At 59.8% G+C, this 19,710-nt stretch carries 15 protein-coding genes and 2 tRNA genes; 5 read left to right on the top strand and 12 right to left on the bottom strand.

The features are described 5' to 3' along the window. Positions 1-139: 139 nt before the first annotated feature. From AC1D2P_RS04640 to AC1D2P_RS04625, 4 genes are all read left to right on the top strand, one after another. Positions 140-226 (top strand) — tRNA-Leu (locus AC1D2P_RS04640). Between the two features lie 166 nt (positions 227-392). Then, positions 393-479, top strand: a tRNA-Leu gene (locus AC1D2P_RS04635). Positions 480-834: 355 nt separating this feature from the next. Next, complete coding sequence (locus AC1D2P_RS04630; protein WP_109785443.1) at positions 835-1,845, top strand: extracellular solute-binding protein; 1,011 nt, start codon at positions 835-837, stop codon at positions 1,843-1,845. After that, on the top strand, positions 1,845-3,407 hold the full coding sequence (locus tag AC1D2P_RS04625; RefSeq protein WP_109785442.1) for an ABC transporter permease: 1,563 nt from the start codon (positions 1,845-1,847) through the stop codon (positions 3,405-3,407). The genes AC1D2P_RS04630 and AC1D2P_RS04625 overlap by 1 nt, the downstream gene beginning before the upstream one ends. Before the next feature lie 118 nt (positions 3,408-3,525). On the opposite strand, the gene AC1D2P_RS04620 is transcribed toward AC1D2P_RS04625, so the two are convergent. The 12 genes from AC1D2P_RS04620 to AC1D2P_RS04565 all read right to left on the bottom strand — a co-directional run bounded on the left by AC1D2P_RS04620 (position 3,526) and on the right by AC1D2P_RS04565 (position 18,540). Continuing rightward, on the bottom strand, positions 3,526-5,460 hold the full coding sequence (locus AC1D2P_RS04620; RefSeq protein WP_477811322.1) for a methyl-accepting chemotaxis protein: 1,935 nt from the start codon (positions 5,458-5,460) through the stop codon (positions 3,526-3,528). 150 nt (positions 5,461-5,610) lie between these two features. Next, positions 5,611-6,903 (bottom strand): adenylosuccinate synthase, encoded by a 1,293-nt coding sequence (locus tag AC1D2P_RS04615; protein WP_010464193.1) that lies wholly within the window; start codon positions 6,901-6,903, stop codon positions 5,611-5,613. Between the two features lie 53 nt (positions 6,904-6,956). Beyond that, positions 6,957-8,144, bottom strand: coding sequence for an ATP phosphoribosyltransferase regulatory subunit (locus AC1D2P_RS04610; RefSeq protein ID WP_477758038.1), 1,188 nt, complete (start codon positions 8,142-8,144; stop codon positions 6,957-6,959). A 314-nt stretch (positions 8,145-8,458) separates the two neighbouring features. Continuing rightward, positions 8,459-9,328 (bottom strand): protease modulator HflC, encoded by an 870-nt coding sequence (hflC, locus tag AC1D2P_RS04605; protein WP_046028408.1) that lies wholly within the window; start codon positions 9,326-9,328, stop codon positions 8,459-8,461. Beyond that, complete coding sequence (hflK, locus tag AC1D2P_RS04600) at positions 9,328-10,497, bottom strand: FtsH protease activity modulator HflK (RefSeq protein ID WP_109785440.1); 1,170 nt, start codon at positions 10,495-10,497, stop codon at positions 9,328-9,330. Before hflK ends, hflC begins: the two co-directional genes overlap by 1 nt. A 96-nt stretch (positions 10,498-10,593) precedes the next feature. After that, positions 10,594-11,895 carry a ribosome rescue GTPase HflX gene (gene hflX, locus AC1D2P_RS04595; protein WP_077432371.1) on the bottom strand — a complete coding sequence of 434 codons (1,302 nt, stop codon included), beginning with the start codon at positions 11,893-11,895 and terminating at the stop codon, positions 10,594-10,596. A 12-nt stretch (positions 11,896-11,907) separates the two neighbouring features. Beyond that, positions 11,908-12,168 carry an RNA chaperone Hfq gene (gene hfq / locus AC1D2P_RS04590; protein WP_007902656.1) on the bottom strand — a complete coding sequence of 87 codons (261 nt, stop codon included), beginning with the start codon at positions 12,166-12,168 and terminating at the stop codon, positions 11,908-11,910. A 93-nt stretch (positions 12,169-12,261) separates the two neighbouring features. Then, on the bottom strand, positions 12,262-13,233 hold the full coding sequence (miaA, locus tag AC1D2P_RS04585; RefSeq protein WP_109785439.1) for a tRNA (adenosine(37)-N6)-dimethylallyltransferase MiaA: 972 nt from the start codon (positions 13,231-13,233) through the stop codon (positions 12,262-12,264). Next, entirely contained in the window at positions 13,233-15,143 is a 1,911-nt protein-coding gene (gene mutL, locus AC1D2P_RS04580) for a DNA mismatch repair endonuclease MutL (protein ID WP_460163266.1), read from the bottom strand. The genes miaA and mutL overlap by 1 nt, the downstream gene beginning before the upstream one ends. Next, positions 15,140-16,582, bottom strand: coding sequence for an N-acetylmuramoyl-L-alanine amidase (locus AC1D2P_RS04575; RefSeq protein WP_109785437.1), 1,443 nt, complete (start codon positions 16,580-16,582; stop codon positions 15,140-15,142). The genes mutL and AC1D2P_RS04575 overlap by 4 nt, the downstream gene beginning before the upstream one ends. Next, entirely contained in the window at positions 16,583-17,053 is a 471-nt protein-coding gene (gene tsaE / locus AC1D2P_RS04570; protein ID WP_109785436.1) for a tRNA (adenosine(37)-N6)-threonylcarbamoyltransferase complex ATPase subunit type 1 TsaE, read from the bottom strand. After that, entirely contained in the window at positions 17,041-18,540 is a 1,500-nt protein-coding gene (locus AC1D2P_RS04565; protein ID WP_477811321.1) for an NAD(P)H-hydrate dehydratase, read from the bottom strand. Before AC1D2P_RS04565 ends, tsaE begins: the two co-directional genes overlap by 13 nt. Before the next feature lie 63 nt (positions 18,541-18,603). On the opposite strand from AC1D2P_RS04565, the gene queG reads away from it, so the two are divergent. Then, a complete protein-coding gene (gene queG, locus AC1D2P_RS04560) occupies positions 18,604-19,668 on the top strand; it encodes a tRNA epoxyqueuosine(34) reductase QueG (protein ID WP_046028396.1) in 1,065 nt (354 codons plus the stop codon). Positions 19,669-19,710: the final 42 nt, after the last annotated feature.

Raw genomic sequence — 19,710 nt, 5'->3', positions numbered from 1 at the left:
AGCCCTTTATCGACACTGCAAAGCTGATTTGAAGACCACTGGCGAAATTTTCCAGGTTTTTTTGATTCCGGGGGTTTACAGTTAAAAAGACGCTCCGTATAGTGCGCGCCATCGACGACGCAGACGCGCTGCCGATACTGCCCAGATGGTGAAATTGGTAGACACGCCAGCTTCAGGTGCTGGTGACCGCAAGGTCGTGGAAGTTCGAGTCTTCTTCTGGGCACCAATTTCGAGCTTGAGATTAGTTCAATTTCAAGGCTCACACAAAAACCCGCGAAAGCGGGTTTTTGCATTCTAAGCGTTTGATTTATTAAATCTAAATCAGGGGTTTACAGATCAAAACGCTCTCCGTATAGTGCGCCACATCAACAGCGGCAACGCTTGCGATAAATGCCCAGATGGTGAAATTGGTAGACACGCCAGCTTCAGGTGCTGGTGACCGCAAGGTCGTGGAAGTTCGAGTCTTCTTCTGGGCACCAATTCAAATTCAAGGTTACGACCTTGGATTTCACAAAAACCCGCGAAAGCGGGTTTTTGCGTTTCTGGCATCCGAAAACCTCCCCCCCCCTCAAGAAATACACGACCTGTAGCAGCTGGCGAAGCCTGCGTTCGGCTGCGAAGCAGGCGTAAATCCTGAACGCGCGGACTTCCTGGCACACCGCATCGCCTGATCTCACGACTGCTTCGCAGCCGAACGCAGGCTTCGCCAGCTGCTACAAGTGCTGAGACAGCCGCTCTAGCAGCCACTTCCCAGCACCGCAAGGCGCACTTGAGAAACAATATCGTTTATCATTGTTGCAAGATTTTGCAATGCGACAGTGAGGAACCCTGCGAATGATGTTTCAAAATACCCTGCGCCGCGGCCTGACCTTCACGCTCCTCGGCCTGGTACTCGCCTCTCCTCTCACCCAGGCTGCCGACCCGGTTTCCCTGACACTCTATAACGGCCAACACAAGGAAGTCGGTGACGCCATAGCCAAAGCGTTCGAAGCCAAGACCGGCATCCACGTCAATGTGCGCAAAGGCAGCAGCAACCAGCTCGCCAGCCAGATCATGGAAGAAGGCGATCGCTCCCCCGCCGATGTGATCTATACCGAAGAATCGCCGCCGCTGAACAAACTGGGCGAACAAGGCGTGCTCGCCAAGGCCGACGACGCCACGCTGGCGGTTTTACCCAAAGACTACGTCGCCGGCAATGGCACCTGGATTGGCATTACGGCCAGAGTCCGGGTCGTTGCCTACAACCCCAAGCTGATTGAAGAGAAGGACCTGCCAAAGTCGGTAATGGAATTCTCCAACCCGAAATGGCAAGGCAAAGTCGGCTTCGTGCCTACCAGCGGCGCCTTTCAGGAACAGGCCGTCGCGATCATCAAAGTGCACGGCATGGATGCAGCCGAAGAATGGCTGACCGGCCTGCGCGCATTTGGCAAGACCTACAGCAACAACATGGTCGCCCTGAAGGCCGTGGAGAATGGCGAAGTCGCCACCGTACTAGTGAATAACTATTACTGGTTCGCGCTGCAACGCGAGAAGGGTCAGCTCGATTCGAAACTGTATTACTTCACCGGCGGCGACGTCGGCGGGCTGATCACTGTTTCCAGCGCTGCCGTATTGAAATCCAGTAAACACCCCAAAGAAGCCCAGCAACTCCTTGCTTATATGGCCAGCGAAGAAGGTCAGCGCGTGATCACCCAGACCACCGCCGAATACCCGCTGCACAAAGGCATGGAATCGGATCGCGGCCTCAAGCCCTTCAGCGAACTGCAAGCGCCCGACGTCACGCCAGCCGATCTCGGCAACGCCGAACAGGCGCTGGACCTGGAACGCGATGTCGGCCTGAACTGATGAGCGCATCGTTATCCAGCCCCAACTCCGAGGGCTACGTGCCACGACGCAAACGGCCRTCAATCTGGCTGCTGCTACCGGTTCTGCTGCTGGTAGCGCTGAGCCTGCTGCCGCTGATGTACGTGGGACTCAAGGCCTGGCAAGCCGGTTGGGCCGAGGCGTTACATTTGCTGTGGCGGCCCTATGTGTTCGGACTGTTACGCAATACGCTGGCACTGATGGCTGGCGTGACGCTGTCATGTGGCGTGATCGGTTTGTCACTGGCCTGGTTGCTGGAACGCAGCAATCTGCGCGGGCGGCGAGTGTGGGGCGTGATTCTCTGCTTGCCGTTCGCCGTGCCGGCGTTTGTCAGCAGCTTTACCTGGGTCTCGCTGAGCGCTCACTTCGAAGGGCTGGGCGGGGCAATCCTGGTGATGACCCTGTCCAAGTATCCACTGGTATTTTTGCCGGTGGCGGCAACCTTGCGCAATCTCGACCCCGCTCTGGAGGAGTCCGCACGAACCCTGGGACAGAATCGCTGGGGGGTGTTTTTCAGAATCACCCTGCCACTGCTCTGGCCCTCGCTACTGGCGGGGGCCTTGTTGATTGCGCTGCACATGCTGGTGGAGTTCGGCGCCCTTTCAATCATTGGCCTGCAAACCTTTACCACGGCGATTTATCAGCAATTCGAGCTGGAGTTCAGCAATGCCAATGCCGCCATGCTCTCCGCCGTATTGCTGGCGCTGTGCCTGGTCTTGCTGTGGCTCGAACTGCGAGTGCGCGGCAAAGGTCGTCACGTGCGCACCGGTCAAGGCGCGGCGCGGCATGCGGAACAGGTCCGACTGGGGCGCTGGGCAGGTGCTGGACAGCTTTATTGCTTGACGCTGGCGATCATCGGCAGTGGCATTCCGCTGGGAATGCTTGCGTATTGGCTGGCGGTCGGCTCATCGGCCGCATTCCCGGTGGCGGCGATCGGCGAAGCCCTGCTCTCATCCCTGGCACTCTCTCTCGGTGGCGCCGCACTGTGCCTGATGCTGGCAGTACCGGTCGGACTGCTGGTGGTGCGCCATAAAGGGCAATTGGCAATCTGGGCCGAGCGCTTGCCGTACTTGCTGCATGCGCTGCCAGGGCTGGTGATTGCGCTGACGCTGGTGTATTTCGCCCTGCACTATGTGCCGGCGCTGTACCAGACATCGGCATTGTTGCTGATCGCTTATGCGCTGCTGTTTCTACCACTGGCTCAAGCGCCGATCCGCACGGCACTAAACAAGGCCGCACCACAACTGGAAGAAGCGGCACGCACCTTGGGGGCGTCGTCCTTCAGTGCGTTTTGTCGGGTGACCTTGCCGATTATCTTCCCGGCGCTGGGCGCGGCATTTGCGCTGGTGTTTCTGGACGCCATGAAGGAACTGACGGCGACGCTGCTGCTCAGCCCGACCGGGCTTAATACGCTGGCGACAGAGGTTTGGGCGCATACCGCGAACGTGGAGTTTGCGGCAGCGGCGCCTTATGCGGTGCTGTTGATTGTTGTGTCGGGATTGCCGGTTTATCTATTAACAACCCGGATGTATCTGAGCCGCTGAAATCGTTATCGCGGGCAAGCCCACTCCCACAGGTACTTCTGAGAACACACATGTTGTGCACAACAGATGACACCGCGGGAGCGGGCTTGCCCGCGACGGGGTCAGCCCAGACAACCCATCACGCCCTGAACTGCCCCAGGCTCGCCTTCAACTGTGCCGCCAGCCCATCCAGCACTTTGCCACTGGCCGTGGTTTCAACCACCGCTTGAGCCGCTTTCTCAGCCTGCGCATGGATGGTTTCAACTCGACCACGCACGGCCTGCGCCCCTTGCGCTTGATGGGCCGCGGCCTGAGTGGCCAGGCCAATCGCGGCATGCACCTGTTCGACTGACGCCTGCACCGACTGCTGCAACCGCGCACTGTCGCGCAACACCAGCAACCCTTCGCTGGCCTGACGCCCCGCCTGGCCAATCGCAGCCACCGCCTCACGCGCCCCCTGCTGCAAGGCAACGATGTGCGCCTGAATGTCGCCAGTCGAGCTCTGCGTTTTGCTTGCCAGCGCCCGTACTTCGTCTGCCACCACAGCAAACCCGCGACCGGTCTCGCCCGCACGCGCCGCTTCGATGGCGGCGTTCAGTGCCAGCAAATTGGTTTGCTCGGCGATCCCGTGGATTACCGTCAACACCACTTCAATCTGCTCACTCTGCTGCGCCAGCCGCTCGATGACTTTCGCACCGGTGTCGACCTGCCCGGCCAGCGCCTCGATCAGACTGCCGACTTTCGCCGAGGTCCGGGTGTTTTCATCAGTGGCCGAACGGATGTCCACCACCTGCTGCAAAGCGGCCTGCATGGCGTGACTTTCAGACTGGGCTTCATCGGCCATTTGCGACAGCGCCCGCAGGCTCTCGGCCACTTCATCGCGCTGCATGCCTGCGGCCTTGTCCGCCCCGGCGTTACGCAGGGTCATGGCGCCGATTTCCACACCGGTACGCTGAGCGACATCACCCGCCTCGCGCACAATCGGCTGCAACTTATCCACAAAGCGATTGACCGCCGAAGCCATGTCACCGATTTCATCTTTGCTGTTGATCTGCACACGCTTGGTCAGGTCAYCCTCGCCCGCCGCCAGGTCATCCATGGCACTGATCAGCATCTTCAAGCGGTTGACCACCCGACGCCCGAGCACCACGGCCAGTAACAGCAGCACACCGCAACCGACCAGCGCCAGGAACATGCCGATGCGCCAGCGCAAGGTCGCTGCCGCTTCCTGCACCGTATTGGTGGTATTGGCTTTCATTTCGGAGGCGGTGGACTGAGCCGACTGCAATCGCGCACGCATGGCCGCCGCACTGTCTGCGGCCGCGCCCTTGAGGCTGTCGCCGACCAGTTGATCACTGCTGGCAATCAACGCCGAGAAGCGCTTGTCCAGGGCTGCCAGGTCGGTTTCCACCGAGGCAGTCGAAACCCCCATCACAACCTTGCCGATTTCCACGCCGTTGGGATTGATCGAGGCTTCGAGGTAGTAAACCGAAGGATCGTTCTTCGCCGCATCCAGCACCTTGTCCAGCGCCCGCTCGCCCTGCCCCTTTTCCAGCAAGGCCTTGTTGATCGGGTTTTCACGGTTGAGGTAGCGCGTCAGGTGCTGCCCCGTTGCATCGTCATAAACCACGAACAACACATTGGGATTACGCTGGGCCCGGCGGGCGAATTCAGACAGGGTTGGAACGTCGCTGTCCCACATTGCGCGGGGAGCGACCGAGGCCAGAAGCTGCGCCATGTCATTGGCGGAGTCCTTCAGATCCTTTTCCAGCGTCGCGCGCAACTGCGCCTGCTCCTCCTCCAAACGCGAGGACAAACCGGCCGTGAGACGCTGACGTGTGCTGGTCGAGAGGCTGTCGAGGCTCGACGTGACTTCACGCCCCGCCTGCTCGAGCTCGCCAGAAAGTTTTTGACTGTCGGCCCCCAGACGCACACCCAAATCGGCTTCCAGCGCGGTCACTGTGCTCCGGGTCAGGGCAACAGCCACCAGCACCTGCACCAAAAGGGCGATACCARGGGTAACGAACACGGGCCGCAACAAACGGCTTTGTAACAGTGAGAGAACGGCTGACACTTATAATCCCTCTGCTTTGGCGCCATTAAATTGATGGCGCGCTGGAAGCGATGCTTTTAATCAACATCACAGCAAAGGTCATGCCGTCCCACAGGCAGAAACGACAAAGGGTCCTATTAAGGACCCTTTGTGTTTCACTTCAATGACTTATCAAGCAAACGGATGACGCAGAACGATGGTTTCGTTGCGGTCCGGGCCCGTCGAAATAATGTCAATCGGCGCACCGACCAACTCTTCAACGCGCTTGATGTAGTTACGAGCGGCTTGCGGCAGCTCTTCCAGCGTCTTGGCACCGACGGTGGATTCGGTCCAGCCCGGCATCTCTTCGTACACCGGCTCCAGGCCGATGTAGCTGTCGGCGTCAGTCGGTGCGTCGATCACTGCACCATCCTGGTTCTTGTAGCCAACGCAGATGTTGATGGTTTCCAGACCGTCCAGCACGTCCAGCTTGGTCAGGCACAGGCCCGAGATGCTGTTGACGTCGATAGCGCGACGCAGGATGACGGCGTCGAACCAGCCGCAACGACGGGCACGGCCGGTAGTCGCGCCGAACTCGTGACCACGCTTGGCCAGGAAAGCACCCACGTCGTCGAACAGCTCAGTCGGGAACGGACCCGAACCCACGCGAGTGGTGTAGGCCTTGGTGATGCCCAGGATGTAATCCAGGTACATCGGACCAAAACCCGAACCGGTGGCGATGCCACCTGCGGTGGTGTTGGAGCTGGTGACGTACGGGTAGGTACCGTGGTCGATGTCCAGCAGGGAGCCTTGGGCGCCTTCGAACATGATGTCTTTGCCAGCACGACGCAGTTCGTGCAGCTCAGCGGTGACGTCGAGCATCATCGGCTTGAGCAGCTCGGCGTATTCCATGCACTCGTCCAGCGTCTTCTGGAAGTCGATGGCCGGCTCTTTGTAGTAATTGACCAGTACGAAGTTGTGGTAATCCAGCAACTCGCCCAGCTTGGCGGCGAAACGCTCACGGTGGAACAAGTCACCGATGCGCAGACCGCGACGTGCCACCTTGTCTTCGTATGCCGGGCCGATGCCGCGACCGGTGGTGCCGATCTTCAGCTCGCCACGGGCCTTTTCACGGGCCTGGTCCAGCGCTACGTGGTAGGACAGGATCAGCGGGCAGGAAGGGCTGATACGCAGGCGCTCACGCACCGGCACGCCTTTCTCTTCCAGCTTGATGATTTCCCGCAGCAGAGCGTCGGGTGCAACCACCACGCCGTTACCGATCAGGCACTGCACGCCTTCGCGCAGCACGCCCGAGGGGATCAGGTGCAAGACGGTTTTCTCGCCGTCGATCACCAAGGTGTGACCAGCGTTGTGGCCACCTTGGTAGCGCACTACGGCGGCAGCATGTTCGGTCAGCAGATCAACGATCTTGCCTTTGCCCTCATCACCCCATTGGGTGCCCAGGACTACGACATTCTTACCCATAACACTTGTCCTCATTCGCGCAAACTTGGTGCCGGCAGCGCCGGCGGGAAAACTCAAGAGGCCAGTGGCGATACTTGCCAAAGCCCGTTCTGCAGAATCAATTGCCGGTCGCAGTCCGCTTCACGGGCGGCGGCCAAAGGTTGTCCAGGCAATGCCTGAACGACACGCTGACCCTCACTGCGCAACTGACAAACCTGCTGCCAGAGTGCCGTATCCGTACTGTCAGGCATCCAGATACCGCCAGACGGTAGCTCGATTTCAGCACGCCCCAGGGTCACCAGGGTTTTCAAATCAGTAGAGAAGCCAGTTGCCGGACGAGCGCGACCGAAGTCGGCGCCGATGTCGTCGTAACGACCGCCCTGGGCAATGGACTGGCCAACACCCGGTACAAATACCGCGAACACCACACCGGTGTGGTAGTGGTAACCGCGCAACTCGCCCAGGTCGAAGTACAGCGGCAGTTCCGGGAAACGCACGGACAGACGCTCGGCAATCGCCAGCAGGTCGTCCAGAGCAGCCAGAACTGGAGCCGGCGCATGCCCCAGACGCTCGCGGGCAGCGCTCAACACTTCACGGCCGCCACACAAATCAACCAGTGCACGCAGCATGCCCGACAAATCGGCAGGCAGGCCTTCGGTCAAGGTAATGACCTCATCGATGGCCTTGCGTTGCAACGCATCGAACAACTGCTGCTCGACTTCACCGGACAAACCGGCGGCGCGGGCCAGGCCACGGTAGATACCGACATGACCGAGGTCCATGTGCACATCCGGCACGTCGGCCAGTTGCAGCATAGCCAGCATCAGACTGATGACTTCCACATCGCTGCTCGGGCTGCCATCACCATACAACTCGGCACCCAACTGAATCGGGCTGCGAGAGGACGACAAGGCGCGAGGCTGAGCATGCAGCACGCTACCGGCGTAGCACAGACGGCTCGGGCCTTCACGACGCAAGGTATGCGCATCAATGCGTGCCACTTGCGGCGTGATGTCGGCACGGAAACCCATCTGCCGGCCCGATTGCGGGTCGATGACCTTGAAGGTACGCAGATCGAGGTCCGAGCCCGCGCCGGTCAGCAGGGATTCCAGGTACTCGATATGGGGAGTCACGACAAACTCGTAACCCCAGCTCTGGAACAGATCCAACACCTGACGACGCGCTACTTCAATGCGCGCCGCTTCTGGTGGCAGTACTTCTTCGATGCCATCTGGCAGCAGCCAGCGGTCTACCGTCGCCATTACGCCATTCCCCTATGATCCGGGCGGCCAGCCCTCGGCCGAGCCTTGAGTGAAGCAGAAAATGATTGGCTCGTTGCACAAACCACGCGCATGAACAACGAAGCGAAAAGCCTTTTACCGGCTTCGCTAACCACTTTCCTCGAAAAACTGTCGAGCCATTCGACTCGGCGCCTGCCTAAAAACAGCAATCAAACGTGCAGACGCAAAAAAGCCGGGAATTTCCCGGCTGCCGCATCATACACACGTTTTCCCAAAGGATCACCCCGCCAGAGGCTTTAGCCGCCAGGCGGGGGACGATTCAGGTCAACGCGGTATCAAGGCTTGGCTTTTTCCAGGTAACGGAAGAAGTCGCTGCTTGGGTCCAGGACCATGACGTCGGATTTGTTCGCGAAACTTTCACGGTAGGCACGCAGGCTACGATAGAAACCGTAGAACTCCTGATCCTGGCCGTAGGCCTTGGAGTAGATCGCAGCGGCCTGGGCATCACCGTCACCGCGAACCTCTTCAGATTCACGATAGGCTTCAGCCAGCAGCACGCGGCGCTGACGATCGGCGTCGGCACGAATGCCTTCTGCCAGCTCGTTACCCTTGGCGCGATGCTCGCGAGCTTCACGCTCACGCTCGGTGCTCATACGCTCGAACACGCTGCGGTTCACTTCTTTCGGCAGATCGATGGCCTTGACCCGAACATCGACGACTTCGATACCCAGTTCTTTTTCCGCCATCTTGTTCAGCGAAGCAGTGATGTCAGCCATCAGCGCGTCACGCTCACCAGAAACCACTTCATGCAGCGTGCGCTTACCGAACTGGTCACGCAGGCCCGATTCCAGACGACGGGACAGACGCTCGTCGGCGATCTGCTTGAGGCCGGATGTTGCAGTGTAGAAGCGCTCGGCATCTTTCACGCGCCACTTGGCGAAGGCATCCACCATGACGGCTTTCTTTTCCAGCGTCAGGAAGCGTTGCGTCGGTGCATCCAGCGTCATCAGGCGTGCGTCGAATTTGCGCACCTGGTTAACGTAAGGCACTTTCACATGCAGGCCCGGCTGAACATCAGCCTGGACCACGCGACCGAACTGCAGCAACACCGCACGCTCGGTCTGAGCCACGATGTAGAAGCAGTTCCAGGCAGCGATTGCCACGACGACGCCAACAATAAGGGCGATCAGCGATTTATTGCTCATCAGCGGGTCTCCCTTGTGCGCGTTTGCGGCAGGTCAGTGACATGCGGCGTGACATCCGTGTTGCTGGAGGCTGCGGCCGAACCGGTTACCGGCGCATTACCGCCCGAACTGTTTTGAATCATCTTGTCCAGCGGCAAGTACAGCAGATTGCTTTGGCCATTCTTGTTGCCGGTCACGAGAACCTTGCTGGTGTTGCTGAAGACTTCCTGCATGGTGTCCAGGTACAGACGCTCGCGGGTGACTTCAGGGGCCTTGCGATACTCGGCAACCAGTTTGGTAAAGCGATCAGCCTCACCCTTGGCACGCGAGACGGTTTCGTCACGGTAACCATTGGCATCCTCGAGGATACGCTGGGCCTGGCCACGGGCTTCCGGCACGACGCCGTTGGCATAGGTTTCAGCCTGGTTACGCGAACGCTGCTCGTCTTCACGGGCACGGATCACGTCATCGAAGGCTTCCTGGACTTCACGCGGTGCCGCTGCGTTCTGAACGTTGACCTGCGTTACGGTGATACCGGTGCGATAGGTATCCATGAAGCGTTGCAGACGCTCCTTGATCTCGCTGGCCATCAACTCACGACCTTCAGTCAGTACCTGGTCCATGGCGGTAGAACCCACCACGTGGCGCAAGGCACTATCTGTCGCTTGCTGCAGGCTGACTTCCGGTTGATCCACATCCAGCACGAAATCCTGCAGGTTGCTGATCTTGTATTGCACGGTCAGCGGCACTTCGACGATGTTCTCGTCTTCGGTCAGCATCTGCCCCTGCTTGGTGTACGAACGCTCTCGCGTAACGTTTTCCAGGTACTTCTTGTCGATCGGCGGGAAATAGATATTCAGGCCCGGGCCGACGGTTTCGTAGTACTTGCCGAAGCGCAGCACCACGGCTTGCTCCTGCTCGTCGACGACGTAAACAGCGCTGTACAGCCACACGGCCGCCAGCACGACAAGGCCGATGCCGAGCAGGCCGCCAAAGCCGCCACTCTTGCCCGGACCACCGCCGCCATCACCACGTTTTTTACCACCACCGAACAACCCGTTCAGGCTTTCCTGCAGCTTTCGGAAGGCCTCGTCGAGATCCGGTGGTCCCTTGCGGTCGCCGTTATTACGACGCTTGCCACCCCAAGGATCCTGATTATTCGAGTTGCCACCCGGCTCATTCCAAGCCATAGCGCTCTCCATCTGATAAAGCAAAGACGCACCCACGGCGCGCCGACCAATGCTACAGAATGCCTGTCACCACGACACAACCGCTTTCTCAGGCTTTTATTGCAAAGTGTGTTGCTCGATGAAGTCATTGGGCTGCAAACCTTCGCGGCTCACCAGTCGATTCAACTCGGCTCGTGGCAAACGAACGGCCAGCAAACTGATGCCTTCGTCATCGTGTTCTTCTTTCTGTACCGCACCGAGTTCGAAAAACTGTGCCCGCAGTCGAGCAAAGCGGCTCGGCAAGCGCAAGGTACCGATAAACAATTCACTGCCGAGTAACTCGGCAATGGCTTGTTCAAGCAATTCCAGACCAGTGCCATCACGCGCCGACAGCCAGACCCGCTGGGGTTTGCCGTTTTCGTCGCGCTGGATTTGTGGCTCAACGCCTTCAAGCAAATCGAGTTTGTTATAGACCTCGAGTATCGGCAAGTCCTGGGCACCAATCTCACCCAGCACCACCATCACCTGCTCGATCTGCAACATGCGATCTGGTTCGGCCGCATCGATCACGTGCAACAACAGGTCGGAGTTGCTCGACTCTTCGAGGGTAGACCGAAATGCCTCGACCAGCTTGTGGGGCAAGTGGCGAATGAAACCTACAGTGTCCGCCAGGACAATCGGCCCCAGATCGTCTAAATCCAGACGGCGCAGGGTCGGGTCCAGCGTGGCAAACAATTGGTCAGCCGCGTAGACGTCGGATTTCGTCACGTTATTGAAGAGCGTGGATTTACCGGCGTTGGTATACCCCACCAGTGACACGGTAGGGATATCCGCACGCATGCGGCCACGTCGAGACTGTTCACGCTGGCTGCGCACTTTCTCCAGCCGGCCCTTGATCTGTCGCAGGCGAACCCGCAGCAAACGGCGGTCGGTTTCCAGTTGCGTTTCACCCGGGCCACGCATGCCGATACCGCCACCTTGGCGTTCAAGGTGGGTCCAGCCACGAACCAGCCGGGTACTCATGTGGTCAAGCTGGGCCAGTTCTACCTGGAGCTTGCCTTCATGGGTACGGGCGCGTTGGGCGAAAATATCGAGAATCAGACCGGTACGGTCGATCACGCGACACTCGAAAACACGTTCGAGGTTACGTTCCTGACTGGGCGTGAGGACGTGATTGAAAATCACCAGATCGGCCTCTTCGGCCTTGACCAGGTCGCGTAGCTCCTCGACCTTGCCGCTGCCAATCAGGAATTTGGCGGTTGGCCGATGACGCGGCACGTTAAAAAACGCAACGGTCTCGGCGCCCGCCGAATTAGCCAATTCCTGAAACTCCTGCGGATCTTCGCGCGCCTCAGGGTCCTGTCCATCCAAGTGAACGAGGATTACTCGCTCACCACCACCGTGGCGCTCAAAGAACAAAGGAGACTCCTATCAGGCGTTACCTGGCTCAGCGTCACCCGCTTCGGATTCGGTTGCGCTTGGCAGACGAATTGGACGAACCGGTACCACTGTCGAGATAGCGTGTTTGTAAACCATTTGGCTAACGGTGTTTTTCAGCAGGATAACGAACTGGTCGAAAGACTCGATCGTGCCTTGCAGTTTGATCCCGTTGACCAGGTAGATGGACACCCCAACTTTCTCTTTACGTAAAGTATTCAAGTAAGGGTCTTGTAGCGAATGCCCTTTTGACATGTGCCGCACTCCTTTAAGGATTCAATATAAAAAATAGGTAAACAGATGGCTTTAGCCGTCACACCCCCAAGGATAGACGGCAATTGCAAGGACTCAGCTCAATATGGAGATGGTCCCCAAGTATTTCAAGGCGCGCGGCAGATTGTCGCAATCGAGGCTGTCCAACCAGTGTAAATCAGCCCAACTGCGCAGCCAGGTGAACTGACGCTTTGCCAATTGGCGCGTGGCAATGATTCCACGCTCCTGCATCTCGGCTTGTGTCAGCTTGCCATCCAGGTAATCCCAGACTTGTCGGTAGCCTACCGCACGTATAGACGGCAACCCTGAATGCAGGTCACTTCTCTTACGCAGGGCTACGACCTCGTCAATGAATCCCTGTTCCAACATTAAAGTGAATCTTTGTTTAATTCGCTCGTGCAATACCTGACGATTTGCCGGTGCAATGGCCAAGTTCGCGACAGTATAGGGCAATTGTTGCAGTCCCGAGGCGGCTGCTTCAGTACTTTGCACAGATTGTCGCAACCTGAGCTCAGTCATGCTCTGACCACTGACGCGATAAACTTCCAGTGCGCGACTGAGTCGCTGCGGATCGTTTGGATGAATACGCGCAGCGGACTCGGGGTCGATGACTGCCAATTGCTCATGCAGCGCTTGCCAGCCAAGGCGTGCAGCCTCTTCTTCGATTTGCGCACGGACGTCCGGATCGGCAGCGGGCATGTCCGCAAGACCTTCCACCAACGCCTTGTAATAGAGCATGGTGCCGCCCACCAGCAGCGGAATTTTTCCGCGCGCGGTGATCTCGGCCATGGCTTGCAGGGCATCCCGGCGGAAATCAGCCGCCGAATAGCTCTCAGCCGGGTCGAGAATGTCGATCAGGCGGTGTGGGAATTCGCTCAGGATTTCTTTCGACGGTTTAGCCGTGCCAATGTCCATGCCACGGTAAACCAGCGCCGAATCGACACTGATCAACTCGCAAGGCAGGACTTTGGTCAGTTCGATGGCCAGGTCGGTCTTGCCCGCTGCGGTCGGGCCCATCAGGAAAATCGCAGGAGGGAGCTGGCTCATCAACGACCGCGCAAGAACAGTTTGTCCAGATCGTCCAGGCCCAATTGGGTCCAGGTCGGTCGGCCATGGTTGCATTGACCGCTGCGCTCGGTGTTTTCCATGTCGCGCAGCAGGCCGTTCATTTCCGGGATCGCCAGGCGTCGATTCGCCCGAACCGCGCCGTGACAGGCCATCGTCCCGAGCAGCTCGTTCAGATGCGCCTGAATCCGGTCGCTGGTGCCGTATTCCATCAGATCAGCCAAGACATCACTGACCAAGCGATTGGCTTGCGCTTGCTTGAGCAAAGCAGGAATCTGCCGGATGGCCAGGGATTCCGGCCCCAGACGCTGCAATTCGAAGCCAAGGCGCTGGAACCACGCGATGTGCTCTTCGGCACAATCGGCCTCACGCTGGCTGACGGCCAGCGATTCCGGCACCAGCAGCGGCTGGCCGCTCAGGCCTTCGCTGGCCATGGCTATTTTCAAGCGCTCGTACATGATCCGCTCATGGGCCGCGTGCATGTCCACCAGCACCAGCCCTTGAGCGTTTTCCGAAAGAATGTAGATCCCTTTGAGCTGCGCCAGTGCATAACCCAGCGGCGGAATATCGTCTTGCCCGGCCGGCAGGGCGACCGCATTGGCCTCGGGCAATGGCGCGAAAAATTCACGATAGGCAGCCTGGGCTTCCGCGACCGGCACGCCGGACTGAGGCCGTGGCGTGTATTGGTACTGATAACCGGCGCCGGCGCCCGAGCCCGCTGGGGGATTGAACGATGGCTGCGCCTGCGGCTGCTCCAGCAGCGCATTGGCGGCCAGACGCATTTCACCCTGCGGGCCGAACTCGCCGGCGTCGAGGCCGGTAGGTCGAACGATGGCCGTTTCAACCGGTGCGGCCAGATGGTCTTCCGGCCGCACATCGCCCAAGGCGCGGTGCAAAGTGCCATAGAGGAAGTCGTGAACCATGCGCCCGTCACGAAAGCGAACTTCGTGTTTGGTCGGGTGCACGTTGACGTCGACGCCCGCCGGATCCACTTCAAAAAACAGCACAAATGTCGGATGCCGGCCATTGAACAGCACGTCGCGATAGGCCTGGCGCACTGCGTGAGCCACCAGTTTATCGCGCACTGCGCGGCCATTCACAAAGAAGTACTGCAAGTCGGCCTGGCTGCGGTTGAACGTCGGCAGACCGACCCAGCCCCACAAATGCAGGCCGTTGCGCTCGATTTCGATCGGTAATGCCTGCTCCAGGAAACCCGAGCCACAAATGGCTGCCACACGCCGGGCACGGGCCGCATCGTCGTGGGCTTCGTGCAGACTGAGAATGGTCTTGCCGTTATGGCGCAGATGAAAGGCAACATCGAAACGCGCCAACGCCAGACGCTTGATCACTTCTTGCAGATGATCGAATTCGGTTTTTTCGGTCTTGAGGAATTTGCGCCGCGCCGGGGTGTTGAAGAACAGATCGCGCACTTCCACGGACGTGCCCACCGGATGGGCTGCCGGCTGCACGCGAGGCGCCATGTCCCGGCCTTCGGTTTCGACCTGCCAGGCCTGATCGGCGTCGCGGGTGCGGGACGTCAGTGTCAGGCGCGCCACGGAGCTGATCGAGGCCAGTGCTTCACCGCGAAAGCCCAGGCTCATGACCTGTTCAAGGTCTTCCAGGTTACGGATCTTGCTGGTGGCGTGTCGGGCCAGTGCCAGCGGCAGGTCATCGGCAGAAATGCCGCTACCGTCATCGCGCACCCGCAGCAGCTTGACGCCGCCCTGCTCGACATCGACATCGATGCGCTTGGCGCCGGAGTCGAGGCTGTTTTCCAGCAATTCCTTGATCACCGAAGCCGGGCGCTCAACCACTTCACCGGCGGCAATCTGGTTCGCCAGTCGCGGGCTGAGCAGTTCGATGCGAGCGCTGTTGATCACGACCTGATTCATTCTTTGGCCGCCAACTCAGTGCCAGGAATGGTCAGGTGCTGACCGATCTTGAGCTCATCACTGGACAGGTTGTTGGCGCTGCGCAGCGTGGCCGGCGAGACCTGATAGCGTACGGCGATCATCGCCAGGGTCTCACCCGGACTCACCCGGTGATCACGGGGGCCCTGGGCGATTTTGCCGGAGTCACGCAGCCAGGCAATGTAGGTGCCCGGTGGCGGATTCTGCTGGAAGAACTGGCGCACGCCGCTGCTGATCGAACGCGCCAGCGCCTGCTGATGATTCGAGGAGGCCAGTTTGGAAGCTTCGTTGGAGTTGGAGATGAACCCGGTTTCCACCAGGATCGACGGGATGTCTGGCGACTTCAGCACCATAAACCCGGCTTGTTCCACACGCTGCTTGTGCAGTGGCGTGACCCGCCCGATGTTGCTCAGGACTTTCTGGCCGACGTTCAGGCTGGACGTCAGGGACGCGGTCATCGACAGGTCAAGCAGAACGCCTGCGAGCATGCGGTCCTTGTCATCGAGGCTGACGTTGCCGGCACCGCCGATCAAGTCGGAGCGGTTTTCACTGTCCGCCAGCCAGCGGGCCGTTTCCGAAGTAGCGCCACGATCAGACAGGGCAAACACCGACGCACCGAAGGCGGCGGCCGACGGCGCGGCGTCGGCGTGGATCGAAACGAACAGGTCGGCGCCTTTCTTGCGGGCAATTTCAGTACGTCCGCGCAACGGGATGAAGTAGTCGCCGGTACGGGTCAGTTCGGCACGGAAGCCTTTCATGCCATTGACCTGACGCTGCAATTCACGGGCGATGGCCAATACCACGTCTTTTTCCTTCTGGCCGCGAGAGCCTGAAGCGCCCGGGTCTTCACCACCGTGGCCGGCGTCAATCACCACAAGGATGTCGCGCTTGCCAGCCGGTGCCGGTGGAAGCTTGATCGCAGGCTCAACCGGCGTGACTGGCACTGCCGGCATCGTGGCGACCGAAGGGGTTGGAGTCGGTGTCGGCGTGGGAGACGGCGCGGCATCGCCGGCGCTATCAAACAGATCCACCACCAGTCGGTTGCCGTACTGAGCGTTCGGTGCCAGGGAGAAGCTTTTCGGGGTCACGGCCTTTTTCAGGTCGATGACCACCCGCAAGTCGGTCGGCGTGCGTTGAGCCGAGCGCATGGCAGTGATCGGAGTATTGGAGGTGTTGACGTTCAGCGGCGCGCCGAGTGTCGCACCATTGATGTCGATTACCAGTCGATCCGGGGCAGTCAGCGTGAACACGCTGTGTTGCACGGGCCCTGTCAGGTCGAACACCAGCCGTGTGTTGTCTGGCGCCCGCCACAGGCGAACACTGTTGACCTTCGCATCGGCCAAAGCGTCGACGGTCACCGCCAAAAACAACAATCCTACGGCAGCTACCATCGCGCGAAAGCGCATACCTGACCCCATCATTTAATTGGATTCCAATGCCAAAGCGGCACACCAAATCTCGCCACGCGAGCCTTGGGATAAAATTTTCAGCGAACGCCCGCTGTCTTGCGGGCTAATGGTAATGGTCAGGTCGGGCTTTGGCAAAAAGCCTGCACCTTTATCGGGCCATTCGATCAGGCACAGGGCGTCGTCGTCGAAATAGTCGCGAATACCGAGGTACTCCAGCTCTTCCGGATCGACCAAACGGTACAAGTCGAAATGGAAGGCACGAATGTCGCCGATCTCATAGGGTTCAACCAGGGTAAAGGTCGGACTTTTCACGGCGCCTTCATGCCCCAAACCGCGAATGATGCCCCGTGACAGCGTGGTTTTCCCCGCCCCCAGGTCCCCTTCCAGAAAAATCAGACCGTGCCCTTCGGTGGTTTTTGCGATACGTGCGCCAAATGCAGTCATCGCCTCTTCATCAGCCAGGTACAGGGTTACTTCAGACACGGTGCTTGCTCCTCCAACAACTGACGAATGGCCGGGATCAGATCACTGGCCGCCAGCCCACGGCCGAATTTACCTTGTTGCTCACCCGCATTGGCATGCAACCAAACCGCCAGACAGGCGGCGTCGAACGCCTGCATGCCTTGGGCCAGCAACGCGCCCACCAGACCGGCCAGCACATCGCCCAACCCGGCGGCGGCCATCGCCGGATGCCCCTGATGACACAACGCCAAACGCCCATCGGGGCTGGCGATCAGACTGCCGGCGCCCTTGAGCACCACGGCAGCTGTATATTTTTTGCTCAACGCATGCGCCGCCGCCGGGCGATCAGCCTGCACCTGGGCGGTGCTGATCCCCAGCAATCGCGCCGCTTCGCCCGGATGCGGGGTGATCACGCAATCCTTGGGCAGTCTCACGTGCTCTTCGGCCAGAAGGTTCAACGCATCGGCGTCCCAGACTTGCGGCAACGGCGCATTGGCGGCCGCCGACAGCAAACTGCGCCCCCAGGCAACCTGCCCCAAGCCCGGACCGACCACCAGCACGGACACTTTTTGCAGCAGTTCCATCAACTGATTGGCCGACGAAGTGCCCAACACCATGGCTTCCGGAATTCTCGCCAGCGCGGCTGGCACATGTTCACTGCGGGTTGCCACCGAGACCATGCCGGCACCGCTGCGCAGCGCGGACTGCGCGCTCAGCAGGATCGCGCCACCCAAACCGCGATCACCACCGATCAGCAACACATGGCCGAATTTACCTTTATGAGAAGTCGGGGATCGGGGCGCAGGACGCGGCAGGTTACCGGCCGTCAGACGACGAGCGCTGATCGCCGCAACTTCAATGAGCTGTGGATCGGCGTGCAAATCATTGAAAACCAGGTCGCCGACCACATCCGCGGCATCGCCGGTGAACAGCCCCAGCTTTAATCCAATGAAGGTGACGGTGAGCTCGGCTTGTACTGCAATACCGAGGACGCGACCGGTATCGGCGCACAGACCGGAAGGGATATCCACCGCTGCCACCGGCAACCCACAGKCATTGATCGCCGCGATGGCGTCGGCGTAAGGCGCTCGCACCTCACCCGTCAGACCTGTGCCCAGCAATGCGTCCAGCACGATACCGCTTAGTTGGGCTTGTGCTTTCCAGGCGTCGATAGAGACGCTCTCGGACACTGCCTCGGCATGCGCCAACGCCGCATCACCCTGCAATCGCTGGGGATCACCCACCGCCAGGATGCGAACCAACCAACCCGCACGCTTGGCCAGCACCGCAACCAGATAACCATCGCCAGCGTTATTGCCGTGACCGGCCAGCACAGTGAGTTCATTGGCCGACGGCCATTGACGGACCAGCGCACGCCAGGTCGCCCGTGCGGCGCGCTGCATCAATTCGAAGCCCGGTGTGCCGGCCGCGATCAGGCTCGCATCGAGCCCTCGGACCTGCGCGGCGCTGTACAGCGCGTCGGGTAAATCATCTTTAGTGTGCGGCATGCGTCTTCAGGCTCCGATGTCTGGCAGAATTATACGCACCTCAGCTCCGGTTTCTCTCGCCTCATGCCCGCAATTACTACAGACCTGCCCGCCCTCGCCCAATCCATCAAGGACTGGGGCCGCGAGCTGGGCTTCCAGCAAGTCGGCATCAGCGGCCTCGACCTGGCCGAGCATGAGCAGCACCTGGAGCGCTGGCTCGCCGCCGGCTACCACGGCGAAATGGACTACATGGGCGCCCATGGCAGCAAACGCTCGCACCCGGAAGAGCTCGTCCCTGGCACCTTGCGCGTGGTTTCCCTGCGCATGGACTACCTGCCGGGTGACACCCAGATGGCGCAATTGCTGGGAAAACCGGAAAAAGCCTATGTGTCGCGTTATGCCTTGGGCCGCGATTACCACAAGTTGATCCGTAAACGCGTGCAACAACTGGCCGATAAAATTCAGGCCCAGATCGGCCCGTTTGGTTTCCGCGCCTTCGTCGACAGCGCCCCGGTGCTGGAAAAAGCCATCGCCGAACAGGCCGGTCTTGGCTGGATCGGCAAAAACACCCTGGTCTTGAATCGAAAGGCCGGCAGTTACTTCTTCCTCAGCGAACTCTTTGTCGATCTGCCACTGCCGGTCGATCCGCCCCATGCCACCGAACATTGCGGCCGCTGCACTGCGTGTCTCGACATCTGTCCGACCAATGCGTTCGTCGGCCCCTACGTGCTGGACGCCCGGCGCTGCATTTCCTACCTGACCATCGAACTGAAAAGCGCGATCCCGGAAGATTTACGCCCCTTGATCGGCAACCGCGTGTTCGGTTGCGATGACTGCCAGATCGTCTGCCCGTGGAACCGCTTCGCCCGCCCCTCCGGCGAAAGCGACTTCAAGCCACGGCACAACCTGGACAACGCCGAACTGGCCGAACTGTTCATGTGGGACGAAGACAAATTCCTCAGCAGCACCGAAGGCTCGCCTTTACGCCGGGCCGGTTACGAGCGCTGGCTGCGTAACCTGGCGGTGGGGTTGGGCAATGCGCCGTCGAGCATTCCGGTGCTGGAGGCACTGAAGGCGCGCAGGGATTACCCATCGGAGTTAGTGCGCGAACATGTCGAGTGGGCGCTCAAGCAACACGGACTCCTGTAGCAGCTGCCGAAGGCTGCGTCCGGCTGCGTAGCAGTCGCCTTC

It is taken from the genome of Pseudomonas sp. P1_F1_2 (assembly GCF_056405815.1).
This window is presented reverse-complemented; position numbering and strand designations above follow the sequence as displayed.